Source organism: Bradyrhizobium sp. GW821-FHT13H05, assembly GCF_058804065.1.
Map to the genome: position 1 here is coordinate 41,239 of NZ_JBXAPO010000017.1, position 17,194 is coordinate 58,432.

General features: G+C 63.6%; 15 protein-coding genes. 7 read left to right on the forward strand and 8 right to left on the reverse strand.

Going from position 1 to position 17,194, the window contains the following annotated elements; translation table 11 throughout:
- Positions 1-101: 101 nt before the first annotated feature.
- The 3 genes from AC1RR3_RS33155 to AC1RR3_RS33165 are packed head-to-tail and all read right to left on the reverse strand — an operon-like array spanning position 102 to position 2,331.
- Positions 102-689, reverse strand: coding sequence for a peroxidase-related enzyme (locus AC1RR3_RS33155; RefSeq protein ID WP_492828610.1), 588 nt, complete (start codon positions 687-689; stop codon positions 102-104).
- Complete coding sequence (locus AC1RR3_RS33160) at positions 686-1,177, reverse strand: CMD domain-containing protein (RefSeq protein ID WP_492828612.1); 492 nt, start codon at positions 1,175-1,177, stop codon at positions 686-688. The genes AC1RR3_RS33155 and AC1RR3_RS33160 overlap by 4 nt, the downstream gene beginning before the upstream one ends.
- Positions 1,174-2,331 (reverse strand): PLP-dependent cysteine synthase family protein, encoded by a 1,158-nt coding sequence (locus AC1RR3_RS33165; RefSeq protein ID WP_492828614.1) that lies wholly within the window; start codon positions 2,329-2,331, stop codon positions 1,174-1,176. The genes AC1RR3_RS33160 and AC1RR3_RS33165 overlap by 4 nt, the downstream gene beginning before the upstream one ends.
- An 86-nt stretch (positions 2,332-2,417) precedes the next feature.
- Between AC1RR3_RS33165 and AC1RR3_RS33170 the strand changes: the two genes are divergently transcribed.
- The 5 genes from AC1RR3_RS33170 (at position 2,418) to AC1RR3_RS33190 (ending at position 7,703) form a co-directional block, all read left to right on the forward strand.
- The gene (locus AC1RR3_RS33170; protein WP_492828616.1) at positions 2,418-3,398 is read left to right on the forward strand and encodes a LysR family transcriptional regulator; all 981 of its coding nucleotides are present in this window, start codon (positions 2,418-2,420) and stop codon (positions 3,396-3,398) included.
- Positions 3,395-4,855, forward strand: a complete 1,461-nt coding sequence (locus AC1RR3_RS33175) for an NAD(P)-binding domain-containing protein (protein ID WP_492828618.1) — start codon at positions 3,395-3,397, stop codon at positions 4,853-4,855. Before AC1RR3_RS33170 ends, AC1RR3_RS33175 begins: the two co-directional genes overlap by 4 nt.
- A 25-nt stretch (positions 4,856-4,880) precedes the next feature.
- Positions 4,881-6,194, forward strand: coding sequence for a citrate-proton symporter (locus tag AC1RR3_RS33180; RefSeq protein ID WP_492828620.1), 1,314 nt, complete (start codon positions 4,881-4,883; stop codon positions 6,192-6,194).
- A gap of 766 nt (positions 6,195-6,960) precedes the next feature.
- Complete coding sequence (locus AC1RR3_RS33185; protein ID WP_492828622.1) at positions 6,961-7,353, forward strand: addiction module toxin RelE; 393 nt, start codon at positions 6,961-6,963, stop codon at positions 7,351-7,353.
- 29 nt (positions 7,354-7,382) lie between these two features.
- A complete protein-coding gene (locus tag AC1RR3_RS33190; protein WP_492828624.1) occupies positions 7,383-7,703 on the forward strand; it encodes a helix-turn-helix domain-containing protein in 321 nt (106 codons plus the stop codon).
- Positions 7,704-8,025: 322 nt separating this feature from the next.
- Here the strand turns inward: AC1RR3_RS33190 and AC1RR3_RS33195 are convergent, their stop codons facing one another.
- Entirely contained in the window at positions 8,026-8,490 is a 465-nt protein-coding gene (locus tag AC1RR3_RS33195) for an Lrp/AsnC family transcriptional regulator (protein ID WP_492828626.1), read from the reverse strand.
- A 163-nt stretch (positions 8,491-8,653) separates the two neighbouring features.
- Between AC1RR3_RS33195 and AC1RR3_RS33200 the strand changes: the two genes are divergently transcribed.
- The gene (locus AC1RR3_RS33200; protein ID WP_027545292.1) at positions 8,654-9,667 is read left to right on the forward strand and encodes a 1-aminocyclopropane-1-carboxylate deaminase; all 1,014 of its coding nucleotides are present in this window, start codon (positions 8,654-8,656) and stop codon (positions 9,665-9,667) included.
- A 102-nt stretch (positions 9,668-9,769) separates the two neighbouring features.
- Here AC1RR3_RS33200 and recQ read toward each other — a convergent pair whose 3' ends face one another.
- From recQ to AC1RR3_RS33220, 4 genes are all read right to left on the reverse strand, one after another.
- Complete coding sequence (recQ, locus tag AC1RR3_RS33205) at positions 9,770-11,635, reverse strand: DNA helicase RecQ (protein ID WP_492828628.1); 1,866 nt, start codon at positions 11,633-11,635, stop codon at positions 9,770-9,772.
- Between the two features lie 255 nt (positions 11,636-11,890).
- On the reverse strand, positions 11,891-12,634 hold the full coding sequence (locus AC1RR3_RS33210) for a polysaccharide deacetylase family protein (protein WP_492828630.1): 744 nt from the start codon (positions 12,632-12,634) through the stop codon (positions 11,891-11,893).
- Positions 12,635-12,739: 105 nt separating this feature from the next.
- The gene (gene metA / locus AC1RR3_RS33215; protein WP_492828632.1) at positions 12,740-13,741 is read right to left on the reverse strand and encodes a homoserine O-succinyltransferase MetA; all 1,002 of its coding nucleotides are present in this window, start codon (positions 13,739-13,741) and stop codon (positions 12,740-12,742) included.
- Positions 13,742-13,753: 12 nt separating this feature from the next.
- Positions 13,754-15,055, reverse strand: coding sequence for an O-acetylhomoserine aminocarboxypropyltransferase/cysteine synthase family protein (locus AC1RR3_RS33220; protein ID WP_492828634.1), 1,302 nt, complete (start codon positions 15,053-15,055; stop codon positions 13,754-13,756).
- 831 nt (positions 15,056-15,886) lie between these two features.
- Between AC1RR3_RS33220 and AC1RR3_RS33225 the strand changes: the two genes are divergently transcribed.
- Positions 15,887-17,191 carry a TadE/TadG family type IV pilus assembly protein gene (locus AC1RR3_RS33225; protein WP_492828635.1) on the forward strand — a complete coding sequence of 435 codons (1,305 nt, stop codon included), beginning with the start codon at positions 15,887-15,889 and terminating at the stop codon, positions 17,189-17,191.
- Positions 17,192-17,194 lie beyond the last annotated feature (3 nt).

A 17,194-nucleotide genomic window follows, 5' to 3' on the forward strand; every position in this document is an offset into this window, starting at 1 on the left:
TCCTCGTTGAGAAGATGCAAGGCTCGCGCGCGTCCGCGCGCAAGGCAAGTGAAGTTGCCGTGACATCCGGTCCGGGGCGGGTGACCGCCCGACGGCGTCGGCTACGGTGCCTCCGGGCGTGCCAGCGGCTCGCCCAGCGTATGCATCAGCCGGTTGGCCCAGCCGAAGATCGCGGCCGACAGCACCAGGTCGAGCTGTTCGATCTCGCTCAGCCCGGCCTCGCCAAGTGCGCGCGCCTCGTCTACGCTCGCTTCGATCGGAGTTGTCGAGAGTTTTGTAGCGAAATTGAACAGGGCCTGCTGACGCGCCTCCAGCGTGGCTTCGCGCTCGTCGGCAAAGATCTCCTCGACCACGTCGGTGCGCCCGGAGTAATTGATGAAGCGTGAGGCGTGCACGGCGGCGCAATAGATGCAGCGGTTGACGACCGAGGCACTCAGCGCGCCGAGCTCGCGCTCGGCCGGGGACAGGCCGTCCTTGCCATACATGATGAGGTTGAACAGCGGCGAGCGCACGCTAAGCGATTCCGGGTCGTGCGCCAATGTCAGCACGTAGGGCGACACGCCCTTGTTGGAGGGCGTGACCTTCATCGCCGCAAGCTGCTCTGATGTCGCCGAGGCGAGCTCGACCGGCGTGACATAGGGTGACCAGGTCGGGATCGTGGCCGTGAAGCTGTGGACGATTTCGCTCATCTGGCCTGGACCTCTTTCAGCAGCTTGAGGCCGGCCACGACCCGCAGCTGGTAGTTCACGAAAGCGGCGAGCTCGGACAGGCGCACGATATCGGCCTCGCTGACACCGGCCACCTTCAGCGCCGCGATGTCCTGTCTTGTCGCCTCGCGCGGCGACAGCGTCAGCAGGTCGGCGTGGCGGGCCATGGCGTCGTGCACGGAATCGCCGCACACGCCGCCGGGCCGGGCGAGCGCGGCCAGGTCGAGATCGGTCGCATGCGCCAGATAGGATTCGTAATGCGCGGTCAGCGCCTCGTCGCCGAGATGTCGGCACATCCGCGCCGCGAGCGACGCCCGCAGGCCGTGGCTCAGGCCGCCGGGCTCACGCGGCAGCAGCACCGCGTCATGGGCGGCTTCGCTGAGGCGCAAGATCTCGGCGCGGGCGTTCAGAGCCTGGCCGAGCTGCGACGCCGCGGGCACGCCGGCAATGGTTTCGATCAGCGTGGTCAAGCAATACTCCGCAGGCTCTGTGGATTGACAACGTCCTCGACGGCGAGCGCCAGCGGCTGCGCCGTATCCAGGAACGACGACAAGGCAGCCTCGCACGGCGCCGGATCGAGGCCCCGGGCTGTCAACCATGCGGGGTCATAATAGGTCTGCCGGTAGCGCTCGCCGGAATCGCAGATCAACGTGACCAGCGATCCGGTTTGACCGGCGCTACGCATCTCCGAGGCGATGCGGCACAACGCCAGGAAGTTGGTGCCGGTCGAGCCGCCCACCGACCGGCGCAGCCGGCGCGACAGCACGTTCATCGCCGCAATCGTTGCGACATCCGGGATCTTCATCATGCGGTCGACGACACCAGGCACGAAGGATGGTTCGCAGCGGGGACGGCCGACGCCTTCGATCAGCGAGGGCCGCTCGCAAACATGGGAGCGGTCCTGCGAGCGGAAGCAGTCGAAGAAGGCGGAATGCTCGACATCGGCAACGCACAGCCGCGTCGGATATTGGCGATAGCGCAGATAGCGCCCGATGGTCGCCGAGGTGCCGCCGGTGCCCGCGCCCATCACGATCCAGTCCGGCAGCGGGCGCGGCTCGCCCTTCAATTGCGTGAAGATCGATTCGGCGATGTTGTTGTTGCCGCGCCAGTCGGTGGCGCGCTCGGCGAAGGTGAACTGGTCCATGTAATGGCCGTTCAGCCGGGCGGCTAGCGCGGCAGCCTCCGCATACAGCGTGCGGCCGTCATCGATCAGATGGCAGTTGCCGCCGTAATGCGCGATCGCGGCGATCTTCTCCGCCGACGTCGTGCGCGGCATCACGGCGTAGAAGGGCACGCCGATCATCTGCGCGAAATAGGCTTCCGACACCGCGGTCGATCCCGACGAGGCCTCGACGACGGGCGTGCCTTCGCGGATGTGCCCGTTGCAGAGCGCGTAGAGGAACAGCGAGCGCGCCAGCCGATGTTTCAGGCTTCCGGTCGGATGCGTGGATTCATCCTTCAGATAGATGTCGATGCCTGATAGCGCAGGCACGATCAGCCGGATCAGGTGCGTGTCGGCGGTGCGGCACTGGTCGGCCTCGATCGCGGCCACGGCCTCGTCGACCCAGCCGCGTCGGTAGGTTGGCCCGGCCGGATCGTGGTGGCGAAAGGGGGTTGGGTCCATCGGCATGACCTGATGCTCTCATAATACTTCTTGCACATCAAGAAATATTGTTCATTCTATATCCACATAATGCAGGCGACGTGGCCATGAACCAGGACGTTATCGATATCCGCCTTCTCGAGGCCTTCGCCGCTGTGATGTCGGCCGGAAGCATCACCGGCGCGGCGCGGCTGCTCGGCCGTTCGCAGCCGGTCGTGACACGTCAGATCCAGGATCTCGAGACCGACGTCGGCTATCTCCTGTTCACCCGGAATGGTCCGCGCATCAGCCCGACGCCAAAGGGCGTGCTGTTTCACGCCGAGGTCGAGCGGCTGCTGATGGGCTTGAAGCACATCCGCCAGCGCGCCAACGCGATCGGCGCGGGCGCGCTTCCGGTGCTCAGCCTGGCGGCGATCCCGGCGCTGGCGGCCGGCTTCGTTCCGGCCGCGCTTGCAGCGCTCGAACGCGAACTGCTGCCAAGCCAGGTCCATGTGCAGGCGCTCGCGGCCGAGAATGTCGTGCAATCGGTGCTGTCGCAGTCGGTCGATTTCGGCCTTGCGAGCCTGCCGATCCAGCATCCCGGGCTCGACGTACAATGGGTCTGCGAGGTGCCGTGCGTCGCCTGCCTCGCGATGGATCATCCGCTGGCCAAGAAGAAGGTCATTCGCCTGAAGGATCTCGTTGGCGTCCGGCTGCTGACGATGGCCAACCCCTACCGGCTTCGCCGCCGTGTGGAGGAAGCGCTGGAGCGTGAAGGTGTCGTGCCCGCTGAGGTCATCGACACCAACGCGTCGCTGACGGCGATCGCCATGGCCAAGCAGTCGCTCGGCATCGCCGTGGTCGAGCCGGTGCTGACCTCCAGCCTGCCGGTGGAGGGCGTCATCACGCGGCCGCTGGACGTGTCCATTCCCTTCCTGTTCGCCGCGATTGCGCCGACCGGGCGCGAACTGACGCCGACGGTTGCCGCGCTCAACGGCGCACTGCGCGCCGCGGTCGCGCTGATGCCCGGTGCAAGGCTGCATAGCGGCGCCGCCGCGCTGGCCGAGGCCAGCGACGAAACCAGTGAATTCGAGAAAGCTCGCTTATGACGACGATGACCCCTGACGCGGCGGGCCTCGCGGCACTCGAAGCGCGCCTGAAGCAGGATCTGACCTGGCTCGAACTGCCAGCCAAGTCATGGGTGCCGCGCCGCATCGTCGATGGCGAGGCGGTCATCGACGTCGTCATCGTCGGCGCCGGCATGGCCGGCCTCGTCGCCTCCGCCATGCTCAGGCGTCTCGGCGTCGACAACCAGCTCGTGCTCGATCGGGCGCGCGCGGGCGAGGAAGGCCCCTGGGCCACGTTCGCCCGGATGCGGACGCTGCGCTCGCCCAAGGAATTGACCGGACCCGCGATGGGTATGCCGGCACTGACCTTCCGCGCCTTCTACGAGGCGCAGTATGGCAAGGAAGCCTGGCAGGCGCTCGACCGCGCGCCGCGCACAATGTGGATGGACTACCTGATCTGGTACCGCAAGGTGCTGGGCCTGCCGGTCCGCAACGGGGTCTCGGTTGAGCGAATCCAGGCTCGTCCCGACGAATTGTTCGCGCTCGATGTCAGCGAGGGCGGCACGTCGCGACGAATTCTCGCCCGGCATGTCGTGCTGGCGACGGGGCGCGACGGCCTCGGCGGCGCTTACGTGCCGCCGCTCGCCGACGGCATCGACCGCCGCTTCTGGGCGCATTCCGCCGCCTCTATCGACTTCGAAAAGCTCCGCGGCAAGCGCGTCGCCGTCGTCGGCGCCGGCGCATCGGCGATGGACAACGCGGCGATGGCGCTGGAGGCGGGCGCCGTGCGCCTCGACCTGTTCATTCGGCGCGCGGACATCCCGCGCGTCAACAAATTCACCGGCATCGGCAGCCAGGGCGTCGTGCACGGCTTTGCCGGGCTCACTGACGATTGGAAATGGCGCTTCCTCGATCACACGCTGAAGGCGCAGACGCCGCCGCCGCGGCAAAGCGTGCTGCGCGTCTCCGCCTATCCGCAGGCGCATTTCCATCTCGCAAGCCCGATCGATGATCTCGTCGTCACGGGAGATCATCTCATGGTGACGACGCCGAAGGGCCGCTACGCGACCGATTTCATCATCTTCGGCACCGGCTTCAAGGTCGACCTCGCATTGCGCGACGAGCTTGCCGCGTTCGCGCCGCATATCCGGTTCTGGCGCGACCGCTTCCCGACACCTGACGGCATGGACAATGCCGAGCTGGAGAACTCGCCAGACCTCGGCGACAGCTTCCAGTTCCTGGAGAAAGAGCCCGGCGCCTGCCCGATGCTGGCGCGGCTGCATTGCTTCAACTATCCGGCGACGCTGAGCCACGGAAAACTCTCCGGCGACATCCCCGCGATCAGCGAGGGCGCCGACCGGCTCGCGCGCGGCATCGTCCGCCGCCTCTTCGTCGAGGATCGCGAGATCCACTTCGCCAACCTCAAGGCCTTCGCCACGCCGGAACTCGCCGGCGACGAATGGCAGGATGCCGACACCCCCCATCAACCCGCCGAATAGGCCGAACCGGACAGGCAAGCGAGAGATGCAGACGAACAGGAAGGCCATCGCGGCCGCGATCGCCGGCAATGCGCTGGAGTGGTACGATTTCACGGTGTTCGCGCTGATGACACCGGTCATCAAGAACCTGTTCTTTCCGGTCGACCCGAAAGTTCCGGGCAGTGAGATCAACGCGCTGCTGCTGACCACCGCGCTGTTCGGCACCGGCTTCTTCATGCGGCCGATTGGTGGCCTCGTGCTCGGCTATTTCGGCGATCGCAAGGGGCGGAAGGCGGCGATGACGCTCGGCATGGGCATCATGGCGCTGTCGGTCGCGCTGTTGGCGTTGACGCCGACCTATGCCACGGCCGGCATCGTGGCGCCGCTGATCGTGCTGCTGGCGCGGCTGTTGCAAGGCTTTTCGGTCGGCGGCGAGTTCGGCACCTCGACCGCCTATCTGATCGAAGCCGCACCCCCCGGCCGCACCGGCTTCTATGGCTCGTGGCAGATCGCCGGCCAGCTCATGGCCAACGTGCTCGGCGCCGTGCTGGGCGCCGCCCTGACGCTGACCTTCACGCAGGAGCAGCTTGCCGCCGGCGCCTGGCGCATTCCCTTCTTCGTCGGCCTCGTGATCGTTCCGATCCTGCTTTACATGCGCGCCAGCGTCATCGAGCCCGAAGCCTCCCGGCGCAGCATGGCAACGGTGCACAAGGACAATTTCATCGCCGCGCTGAAGAATCCCGGCCGCAATTTCCTGATCGGCATGGGCATGGTGGTGGCGAGCGCCGTGTCGTTCTACGTCACCTTCGGCTACACCGTGACCTACGCCAAGGAGGTGCTGAAGCTGCCGCTGATGCAGAGCTTCCTGGTGCAGATGATCGCGGCAATCGTGATGGTGATCGTGGTGCCCATTGCCGGCGCCATCTCCGACCGCTATCCGCGCAGGCCGCTGCTGCTGGTCTCCCTCATCGGCTATTTTGTCTCGCTCTATCCGCTCTATGCCTGGGTGATCTCGGAGCCGTCGATCGCAAAGCTCCTGGTCGCCCAGGTCGTTATCGGCTTCTTCAGCGCCTTCTTCCTCGGCGTCTACTGCACCACGCTGGTCGAGCTGTTCCCGATCCGCGTCCGCTCGACCGCGCTCGCGATCGTCAACAATGTCGCGGTGCTGGTGTTCGGCGGCTTTGCCCAGTTCTTCGTGACCTGGCTGATCGCGCTCACCGGCTCTCCGCTCGCGCCGATCTTCTATGTGATGATCGGCGTCGGCCTCGGGCTGATCGCTGTGATCGCGATGCGGCCGGAGGATGCCGGGCTGGAGCAGGTCGTCACGGAGCGGGCTCTTGATGCTTCATTGCGTCATTAGGCGTCAAACTCAGCAGGTCACCTACCGACGGAACATCTCTCGAGGAAGGGGCTTGTTAACCAATCACCGAGCAGATTCAGGAAATGACCAAGTCGGAACTAGAACGGATGCGAGATTGGGCCGTGTCAAAGCTCGCCACGGGGGAGGAACCCCCGTGGGCTTGGTATCAGTACATGAAGCTTCGCGAGACCTTGGAAGCCATCCTAGGCGGGATGGATGCGGTTACGCTGCAAACGGAGAGTTCACCGCAATCGGTGCTACGTCCGGGAACGCATCTCCGACTAGTGGGGGCCACTGATTTGCAAGATGCCGCTCAACGCCATCCCGTTGAGCCGATGACACCGCTGCCCATGTGACTCGCAGAGTTCCCTTCTTGGCATAGGCCAAGATGGCCGAGTCGTTGCGATGCTGCGAAAGCCTCGCTGCGACGTCGCCTTGGCCGATTCGGACCACCCGCGACGGATCTCCTTCATGCCAAATTACATAGACGCCAGACTCTTTGACCGTTGAGAGGTCGAGGTTCTTCAAGTCACAATAGTGGCCGTCTTTCCCACACTTAAACCATTTAATTTGGATCGCCATTTGTGGTGCCTTTCGCATCAGTTTCTGATGTTGGCGCCTTCCTGTTCTCAGGGCCCCTCCTCACCAACAGTGTGTCATTGACACACCCCGATGATTCGGTCTAGAAGATTCACAACACCGGCAAAAAGAACCGGCGCGCAAAGGGGTCCGAAGGCGGTCTAAGGAATGGATAGGAGATTTGCGCATGCTGGGGGCCGGAATCTATCCGATCACCATTGCTGAGATGCAGAACTATACGAGGGATGCAGATCAGTACTTTGAACCGGAAGAGCACGAGAGGCTGAAAACCTTTCTCGCACTTCATCCGGAAGGCGGGGACGTGCTGCCAGGAACTGGTGGAGTCCGCGTTCAACTATGGCCGGTCAAGAAACGACCGGGCACAAGCGCGAAGGTGGTCTACTTCTTTCGCGACTTGAACATGCCTTTGTACATGCTCGCTCTCTATAAAAAGGGCGAGCGTATGCCGCTGGATTTCGACTGGAAGGACGAAATCAAAGGCTTAGTCGATGAACTCGTTGCCCACCACAGTGAACGCTGGGCGCTAGTCATTCGACAACAGCGGGGGGACTTAGCGTAGAGAGTTGCGACTGCACATAGGAGAGGCACATGGCAAAAAGGCATAAGATCGTCGCGGGGCTGCGCGAAGCGATTTCCTATGCCAAAGGGGCACCCGCGCAAGCGCGGGTGACCCGATACCAAATTCCCGACAACATCGACGTAAAGCAATTGCGGGAAGGGCTAGGAATGAGTCAGCCGGAGTTTGCCCTCAAATTTGGCTTCAGTTTGGGTACGCTTCGGCAATGGGAGCACGGAAGGCGTTATCCGGATGGCGCAGCTCGTGTTCTTCTGACAGTAATCTCTCATCGCCCGGATGCAGTGAAAGAAGCGCTGGAGTCGGTCGCGGAGCGACGCGTGGCTGTAGGCTGATAGCTGTCCTCAAAGTCTAAGGCCCGCCTCTCACAGGGCGGGTCTTTACTTTGGGGCTAGCGAGTGTGGAGACTCGCTTTCCGTCTGGTGCCCGAGAGAGCGAGTCGCTTCATCTCCAGTACGCTCCTAGCAAGGGGCCAAGATTCCATCCGTCTTATTATCTTCGGCAAATGAGCTGCTACCAGTCTCCAATGCAGCTTTCATTGCCACTGGATCATTCAGCGTCGGCAGCCGTCGGTTGGCCTCAAAGTCGCGAATTGTTAAAGCGTCCGCGCTCACGGCTACCTAATGCTGCGTCATTGAGGGTGCAGCACTGCCTCGCTCAAAACTCCAGTGGCGCGTTGTCGACGACCTCCTTCATCACGAAGAAGGTCCGCGTCTGGCGCACGCCGGGCAGCGCGATGAGCTGCTCGCCATGGATGCGGTTGAAATCCTCCATGTCGCCGACGCGGATTTTCAGGAAATAGTCGAAGTCACCGGCGACGAGGTGGCAGTCGAGCACGAATTTCAGTTGTGCGATCGCCTGTTCGAAGATCGCGAAGCTCTCCGGCGTCGAGCGGTCCAGCACGACGCCGACCATCACCAGCGTGCCCTTCGCCACCTTCTTCGGGGCGATCATGGCGCGAACGGTGGCGATGAAGCCGTCCTCGAACAGGCGCTGGGTGCGGCGATGGCAGGTGGCGGGGCTGAGAGCTACGGTTTCGGCCAGCTCGGCATTGCTGAGCCGGCCGTTATTTTGCAGCAATCTCAATATCTTGAGGTCGACGCGATCCAATCGAGAGGACATGGAAGAAGCTTCCGTTATTGGATTTATTTCTGAAAGAAATATTAGCTAAATCGACGATAGCCGCAAGATAACGCGCAATATGGGCGCAGCATTCGAGAGCACATTCCTTCTCAGGTATGCTAGTCGCTGCGGCCAGATCAACGCCAATCGGGATGACCTGACCATGCTGGAAAAATTCGCGCGCTATCCGCTGACCTTCGGCCCGACGCCCATCGAGAAGCTGGAGCGGCTGTCGAAGCATCTCGGCGGCAATGTCGAGATCTATGCCAAGCGCGAAGACTGCAATTCCGGCCTCGCCTATGGCGGCAACAAGCTGCGCAAGCTCGAATACATCATCCCGGACGCGATCGCCTCCAACGCCGACACGCTGGTGTCGATCGGCGGCGTGCAGTCCAACCACACCCGCATGATCGCCGCCGTCGCCGCCAAGATCGGCATGAAGTGCCGCCTGGTGCAGGAAGCCTGGGTGCCGCACGAGGACGCCGTCTATGACCGCGTCGGCAACATCATGCTCTCGCGCATCATGGGCGCCGACGTGCGCCTGGTCGACGACGGCTTCGACATCGGCATCCGCAAGAGCTGGGAGCAGGCGATCGAGGAAGTGAAGGCGGCAGGCGGCAAGCCTTACGCGATTCCGGCCGGCGCCTCCGTGCACAAGTTTGGCGGCCTCGGCTATGTCGGCTTCGCCGAGGAAGTGCGCAAGCAGGAAGCCGAGCTCGGCTTCAAGTTCGACTACATCGTGGTCTGCACCGTCACCGGTTCCACCCATGCCGGCATGCTGGTCGGCTTCGCCGCCGACGGCCGCGCACGCAAGGTGATCGGCATCGACGGGTCGTTCACCCCGGCGCAGACCAAGGCACAGGTGCTCTCGATCGCCCAGAACACGGCCAAGCTCGTCGAGCTCGGCAAGGACATCGTTGCAGACGACGTCGTGCTGATCGAGGACTACGCCTATCCCGCCTACGGCGTGCCGTCGGAAGAGACCAAGGAAGCGATCCGCCTCACCGCCCGTCTCGAAGCCATGATCACCGACCCGGTCTACGAGGGCAAGTCGATGCAGGGCCTGATCGACCTCACGCAGAAGGGCTATTTCGAGAAGGGCGCGAAGGTCCTCTACGCCCACCTCGGCGGCGCGCCCGCGCTGAACGGCTACGGCTACGCATTCCGGAACGGGTGAGATTTGTAGGCCGGATGGCGCGCATCGTAATCCGGGACTCGCATCATACGGAAAGACTGCCCCGGATTGCGCTGCGCTCGATCCGGGCTACGGCCCGGACGCTTATCGCGTCCTGACGATCTGCAGCAGTTCGTCCCCATAATGCTCGAGCTTCTTGTCGCCGATCCCGGGCACGTTGCGGAGCTCGTCCAGCGTGGTCGGCCAGGCCCGCACGATGCCGTCGATGGTGGCATCGTGCAGCACCACATAGGCCGGCACGCCACGTTCGCGCGCGATGTCCGAGCGCCAGGAGCGCAGCCGCGCGCGCAACTCGGGATCGATATCGCCCTGCGGCGCGTTTGCGGCCGGCGCGAGATCACCGCGGCGGGATTTTGCCCGGCTGGACCGGATGCGGGTGCCGGGCGCCTCCTCGCGCAGCCACACCTCGGTCTCGCCGCGCAGCACACCGCGCGCGGTCTCCGTCAGCTTCAGCGCGCCATAAGCCTCGCTGTCGCTCTGCAAATGGCCCATCGCCACCAGCTGCCGCAGCACGGTGCGCCACTGCTTCTCGTTAAGCTCGCGCCCGATGCCGAACACCGACAGCTTGTCGTGGCCGAACTGCGTCACCTTCTCGGTCAGGCGCCCGATCAGCACATCGATCAGGTGCATCGCGCCGAAACGTTGACCGGTCCGATAGGCGCAGGACAGGAGTTTTTGCGCCAGCACCTTGCCGTCGCGCATCTTGGGTGGCGTCAGGCAGTTGTCGCAATTACCGCAATTCTCCGAGCCCACCGTCTCGCCGAAATAAGCCAGCAGCCGCTTTCGCCGGCATTGCGCGGTCTCGGCGAGGCCCACCAGCGCATCAAGCTTGCGAATCGACACACGCTTGAAATCTTCGGAGCCGCTGGACTCGTCGATCATGCGGCGCTGCTGCACGATGTCGGAGAGCCCATAGGCCATCCAGGCCGCCGACGGCTTGCCGTCGCGGCCGGCGCGCCCCGTCTCCTGGTAGTAGGCCTCGATGCTCTTGGGCAGATCGAGATGGGCGACGAAGCGCACATCGGGCTTGTCGATGCCCATGCCAAAGGCGATGGTCGCCACGATGACGATGCCGTCCTCGTTGAGGAAGCGATCCTGGTTGCGTGAGCGCACACTGCTGTCGAGGCCGGCGTGATAAGGCAGCGCGGCAATGCCGGCATCGTCGAGCGCGGCGGCGACCTCCTCGACCCGGTTGCGCGACAGGCAATAGACCACACCGGCATCGCCCGCATGGCGCTCCCGGATGAACTCCTTCAGCTGCGAGACCGCATTGCGCTTGTCGACGATCTCGTAGCGGATGTTGGGGCGGTCGAAGCTTGAGACGAATTGCGGTGAGCCATCAAGCTTCAACCGCTCGACGATCTCCTTGCGCGTCAGCTCGTCGGCGGTCGCGGTCAGCGCGATGCGCGGCACGTCGGGGAACCGCTCGGCGATGATGGAGAGGCCGACATATTCGGGCCGGAAATCATGGCCCCATTGCGAGACGCAATGCGCCTCGTCGATCGCGAACAGCGCCACCTTGGCCTGCGCCAGCATCGACAGGCAGCGCGGCGTGACCAAGCGTTCCGGCGCGACATAGAGCAGGTCGAGATCGCCCGCGATCAGGCGCCGCTCGATGTCGGAGGCCTCCTGCAGCGTCAGCGACGAGTTCAGCGCTGCGGCATTGACCCCGGCTTCGAGCAGTCCGGCGACCTGGTCGCGCATCAGCGCGATCAAAGGCGAGACCACGATGCCGCAGCCCTCGCGGAGCAATGACGGGAGCTGATAGCACATTGACTTGCCGCCGCCGGTCGGCATCAGCACGAGGCAATTGCCGCCTTCGGTGACGTGCCGGATGATCTCGCCCTGCGCGCCGCGGAAACCCGGCAGGCCGAACACCGAATGCAGCACCGACAGCGCATCGCGGCCGTTGGCCGGCGCGGGCAGCGGGGCGGTGGAAGGAGCGTTCATGGGCGTGTCGGAGACCGTAGGATTCGTCACAAGGCCAGTCGCATGCTGGCGCGGGCGTGGCAAGACCGTTTGGGCTGCCTGTTCCCCCTCTCCCCGTTCTTACGGCGTCGCGACGAGCTTCGCTCGCGCTGAGAGGGTCGGGGTGAAGGGCCTCTCTCCACACATGAGATTGCCGACGGGCCTGTACCCCCTCACCCGGATCGCATCTAGCGACGCGATCCGACCTCTCCCCGCAAGCGGGGCGAGGTAAGAAAGCTACGCCCCGATCCGCCGCAACGCTTCCGCGACCGTCACGATCGGCATGTTGCGCCTTCCGGCCGCCTCCAGTGCGTGGCGCATCAAATGCGGCGTGCAGCCATAGGGACTCGGCGCATCGACGACGTCATGGCTGTAGAAGATCAGCCATCCGCCGCTCGCGACCGCTTCATCGAAATAGCGATCGACGCCTGCCGAATCGATCTCGTAATTGACCAGGGGCGAGGCGCGCAGGAACTGGAGGTCGATGACGTCGCTGTTGACGCCGGGAAGGATGCCGCGCGCCGAGCGGAAGGCTTTTGTGAGCTGCGGCTTACGCCAGAACGAGGCGATCCCGTAGGGATAGGCAAAATTCTCCAGCGCGATCGAGGAATCGAGGCTGCGAATATGGCTGCGGTTCCGTTCGATCTCGCGGGCCATGGCGGCCTCGTCGAAATTGACTGAGCTCTGGTGCGAGAAGGTGTGGCAGGCGATTTCGTGACCGGCGCGATGCAGCCGCACGATCGCGTCGCTCGACAGGCCGTGCCAGTGATCCGACGGCCGGCCGATCAGGCTGCCGGCGATGTAGTATGTGCCGCGGCCGCCATGTGCTTCGAGCAGCGAAGCGCCCTCGCTGGCGGCGCTATCGGGAGCATCGTCGAAGGTGAAACTGACCATCGGCGCATGCGCAGGCAAGCGATGCGGCGCAGCGCGGAAATGCCGGGCCAGCCGATTGCTCACGCGTCCCTGGAGTGCCGACCACACGACCGCATTTCCCGTGATTCTGTATCTCTCTAGTGAAACATTCGCGCACCGGTTGAGGCAAGCTTAACGCTTGGGTAATCCTAACGCGGAACCAACACCCTTGGGTTAGCGCGCGAGGGCCGACGCATCGGCTTCCGCACCAAGAAATTGCAGCCAGTTGCCGAATAGCGCCGCCGCCGCGCTGCCGGCAGCGATATCGGCGCGCAAATTCAGGGCAGGCAGCTCGTTGCTGAGCGCCGGATGGCATTGATGCCTCGCCCGCTTCTCGAAGCGCGCCAGTTTCTCCTCCGTCGCTGCGTCAAAATAACTCACGGGCAGGTGCGGATAAACCTCGCGCTCGCGCGCGAGGTAGCGGCCGATGTCGCGCAGATATTCGCGCTGAAGCGACAACGCGTCATATTCCGGGTGGCCCTGGAAAAACACGAACCGGCTGGCATATTGGCGGACGAAGACGTCGACGCCGGCCAGGGCCGAGCGCGTCAGGACCTGATAACCGGCCTGCACGAGGTCGCTCTCGACGATCTCGTTCAGGCGCGAATGCGAAACCTTGAGCGGCGCAGGCGCAGCCTGCGTCAGGGAATCGTTCGTCACGGCTTCGCAATCGAAAATGCCGTGGCATTTGGCCGGCAACCGCCGCCGCTCGATGCCGTCGAGATGCAGCACTGCGGCATGCGCGGCGAGGCACGACCAGATCGTCGAGCGCGTGCTGGTCCTGGCCCAGTCGATCAGCTCGGTGAGGTCGCGCCAATACGGCTCCTGGTCGAGCTCGGGCGCCACCGGCTCGGCGCCGGTCACGATCAGCCCGTCGAACTTCTGGCGCTTGAGATCTGCGAGATCGGAATATTCGCTCTCGACGTGCCATTTCGCTTCGGGTGAGCGCTTCACCGAAGGCAGCGAGAAGCAGTGGAAACGGATGCGACGCGGGCCAGCTGCGGCCTGGAGCAGCTTCATGAACTGCCGCTCGGTCGCCTTCAGCGCCGTATCCGGCATGTTGTTGATCAGCCCGATGGTCAGATCGGCGCCGGCATGATCGCGCGCCAGATCGCCCTCGGCCGGCACCAGCGCCGGGCTCGATATGCCTTGATCCCTGTCGATCAAGATCGTCATCGATGCCGCCGCCTACTCCGCGGCCTGGAGGCGTGACGCCGGGCAGGCCTTCTCCAGCGCCTGGTCGATATCCTCGATGATATCAGCGGAATGCTCGATGCCGATCGAGAGGCGGATCGTCTCCGGCAGCACGCCAGCGGCGCGCTGCTGCTCCGCCGACATCTGGCGGTGCGTGGTCGAAGCCGGATGGCAGGCCAGCGACTTGGCATCGCCGATATTGACGAGGCGCGTGATCAGCTTCAGCGCGTCATAGAAGCTCTTGCCGGCTTCCATGCCACCCTTGATGCCGAAGGTGAACAGCGAGGAGGCGTTGCCGTCGAGATATTTTTGGACCAGCGGATAATAGGAACTATCGGGGAAGCCCGTGTAGTTCACCCAGGCGACGCGCGGATCGTTACGCAGGAATTCGGCGACCTTGCGGGCGTTCTCGCAGTGGCGCTCCATGCGCAGCGCCACGGTCTCGATGCCCTGGAGCAGCAGGAAGGCGTTGAAAGGCGACAGCACCGAACCCATGGTGCGCTGGTAGACGCTGCGCGCGCGCTCGATATAGGCCGTCTTGCCGAAGCGCTCGGCATAGACGAGGCCGTGATAGGAGGCGTCCGGCTTGTTGTAAGCCGGGAAACGGTCGGCGTGCTTGGCCCACGGAAAATTTCCGGAATCGACGATGGCGCCGCCGAGCGTGGTGCCGTGGCCGCCAAGGAATTTGGTCAGCGAGTGCACGGCGATGTCGGCGCCGTAGTCGAACGGCTTGAGCAGGATCGGGGTCGCGACCGTGTTGTCGACGATCAGCGGCACGCCATGCTTGTGCGCGATTTTCGCGAGTGCCTCGATATCGCAGACATTGCCGGCGGGATTGCCGATGGTCTCGGCGAACACGGCGCGGGTGCTCTCGTCGATCAGTTTTTCGATCGCCTCGGGCTTGTCGCTCTCGGCGAAGCGGCCGGTGATGCCCTGACGCGGCAGGATGTGTGACAGCAGTGTGTGCGTGGTGCCGTAAAGCTGCGGCACGGAGACGATGTTGCCGCCGTGATCGGCGACGTTGACGAAGGCGAAATGCAGCGCAGCCTGACCGGTCGCAACCGCGAGCGCGCCGACGCCGCCTTCAAGCTCGGCGATACGCTTCTCCAGCACCGCACTGGTCGGATTGGCGATGCGGCTGTAACGATAGCCTTCGGCCTCGAGATTGAAGAGTGCCGCACCATGATCGGCGCTGTCGAAAGCATAGGCCGCGGTCTGGTAGATCGGCACGGCAACCGCGTGCGTGGTGGCTTCGGGTTCGTAGCCGGCGTGAATAGCGATCGTCTCGTTGCGCATCGTGCCACCTCCGCGTGGAGCGGGCCGCACTTATTGGCCTGTATGAGGCATGTGCGTTGTCCGCTGCCCTCGTGTTAGAGGCGGGTGGTAAAGCGGGCAATAATTCGTCTAGACATCGATGAAGTAACCCTAACGGTTGTTGGTGAATTGGCTAAAATGCGAGTCAAATTTGATTAATGAATTGATGTGGCTAGCGCGCTGCGCGGGCAGGTTCGGCGCCTGATCTTCCCCCCCCTTGCGGGAGAAGGTGGCGCGAAGCGCCGGATGAGGGGTATCGCTCCGCAAACTCAATTCGAGAGGGTCATCCGCGGATAGAGACCCCTCACACGTCTCGCCGCTGCGTGGCGAGCCGCCCTCTCCCGCAAGGGGAAAGGGTGCACCGTCATTGCCGCAACAACCCTACTCTCCTGGACGACCCGAAGTCCGCTCTCACTGGATGGCCATGCTTTGCCGACGTCCGTACGACCTGCTTCGGCCCCAAGACGAAACGCATCCTCTCGAAGAACGACGCCTCGTCGAGAATGATACGGCATGATCGAGTGATCGTCCGACGCATCGTTCTTTCGTACTGCAAGTTGACGCACGCATGCACGGCGCGGCATCCGTGCATGTTGAGGGCGTCTCTCTGAAGGAGTCGAGCGACATCCCTGCAATACTACGGAAGCGCGCCGAACGCTGCATATGAAATCGCCTATTCTTCTCGGGCTTTTTCGCGAGTTCGCAGACATTCCCCGCAACATTACGGACACGCGTGTTCACATCGCGGTCAACCCTTGCGTAAGTTTCGCGGTGCTAGCGTCCGCGCATTGTTTTGTTGAGGGATGCGTTCGCTTGACCTTTGCCACCGGGAATGCTCATCGCCTGCTCTCGCGTTTTGCCTCCGACCGGAATGGCAACATCGCCATCATTTTTGCACTCGCGCTGGTGCCGCTGCTGTCCTTTGTCGGCGCCGCGGTCGATTACTCCCTTGCCGCGCGGGCGAGAGCGAAAGTGGCGGCTGCGCTCGACACTGCCGTGCTGGTCGCTACCGCCAAGAGCGAAATCACCAAGAGCGCGTCGGTCGCGCAGAGCGACGCGCTCAACACTTTCGCCGGCCAGATATCCGCACTCGGCCTGAGCACGAGTTCGGTGACCATCAACGTGACCGACAGCGTCACCACCCGCACCGCCACGGGAACCGCGACGTCGGTCGTCACGACCTATTTCATGGGAATCCTCGGCTACAAGACCATGGAAGTCTCGGCCAGCTCGGCTGCCGCGGCCTCGCTGCCGGCCTACATCGATTTCTACGTGCTGCTGGACAACTCGCCGTCGCAGGGACTTGGCGCGACGACCGCCGACATGACCGCGCTCCAGAATGCGACATCCGACAGTTGCGCCTTCGCCTGCCACGACACCTACACGTCGAGCTCGAAGAAGACGCTCCAGACGTCGAGCTATTACTCGATCGCCAAGAAGCTCGGGATCAAGATGCGGATCGACCTCGTGCGTGATGCGACGCAGTCACTGACGGACACGGCGACTGCGAGCCAGCTCGTCAGCAACCAGTACCGGATGGCGGTCTACACCATGGGCAGCGACTGCGCCTCGATCGGCCTGTCCACGATCTCATCGCTCTCCTCGAGCCTGTCCTCGGTCAAGACGGCGGTCGCCGGCGTCGACCTGATGACGATCCCCTACACCAATTACAACAACGACATGTGCACGGATTTCGACGGCACCCTGTCGTCGATGAACAGTACGATTCCAACGCCCGGCGACGGCTCCTCGTCCTCGCCGCAGAAATGGCTGTTCTTCGTCTCGGACGGCGTCGCCGACTATTATTATCCTTCGAACTGCAGCCAGACCGTGATCTCCTCGTCGGGGCGGTGCCAGGAGCCGCTGACGACGACGATCTGCGACACCATCAAGGCGCGCGGCGTCAAGATCGCGGTGCTCTACACCACCTATCTCGCGATCACCAACAACAGCTGGTACAACACCTATATTTCGCCATGGCGCAGCTCGATCGCGACCAAAATGCAATCCTGCGCGACGTCGGGCTATTATTACGAGGTCTCGAGCGACTCGAGCATCACCGACGCGCTGAACGCGCTGTTCCAGAAGGCGATCGCCGCCTCGCATCTGACGAACTGACCG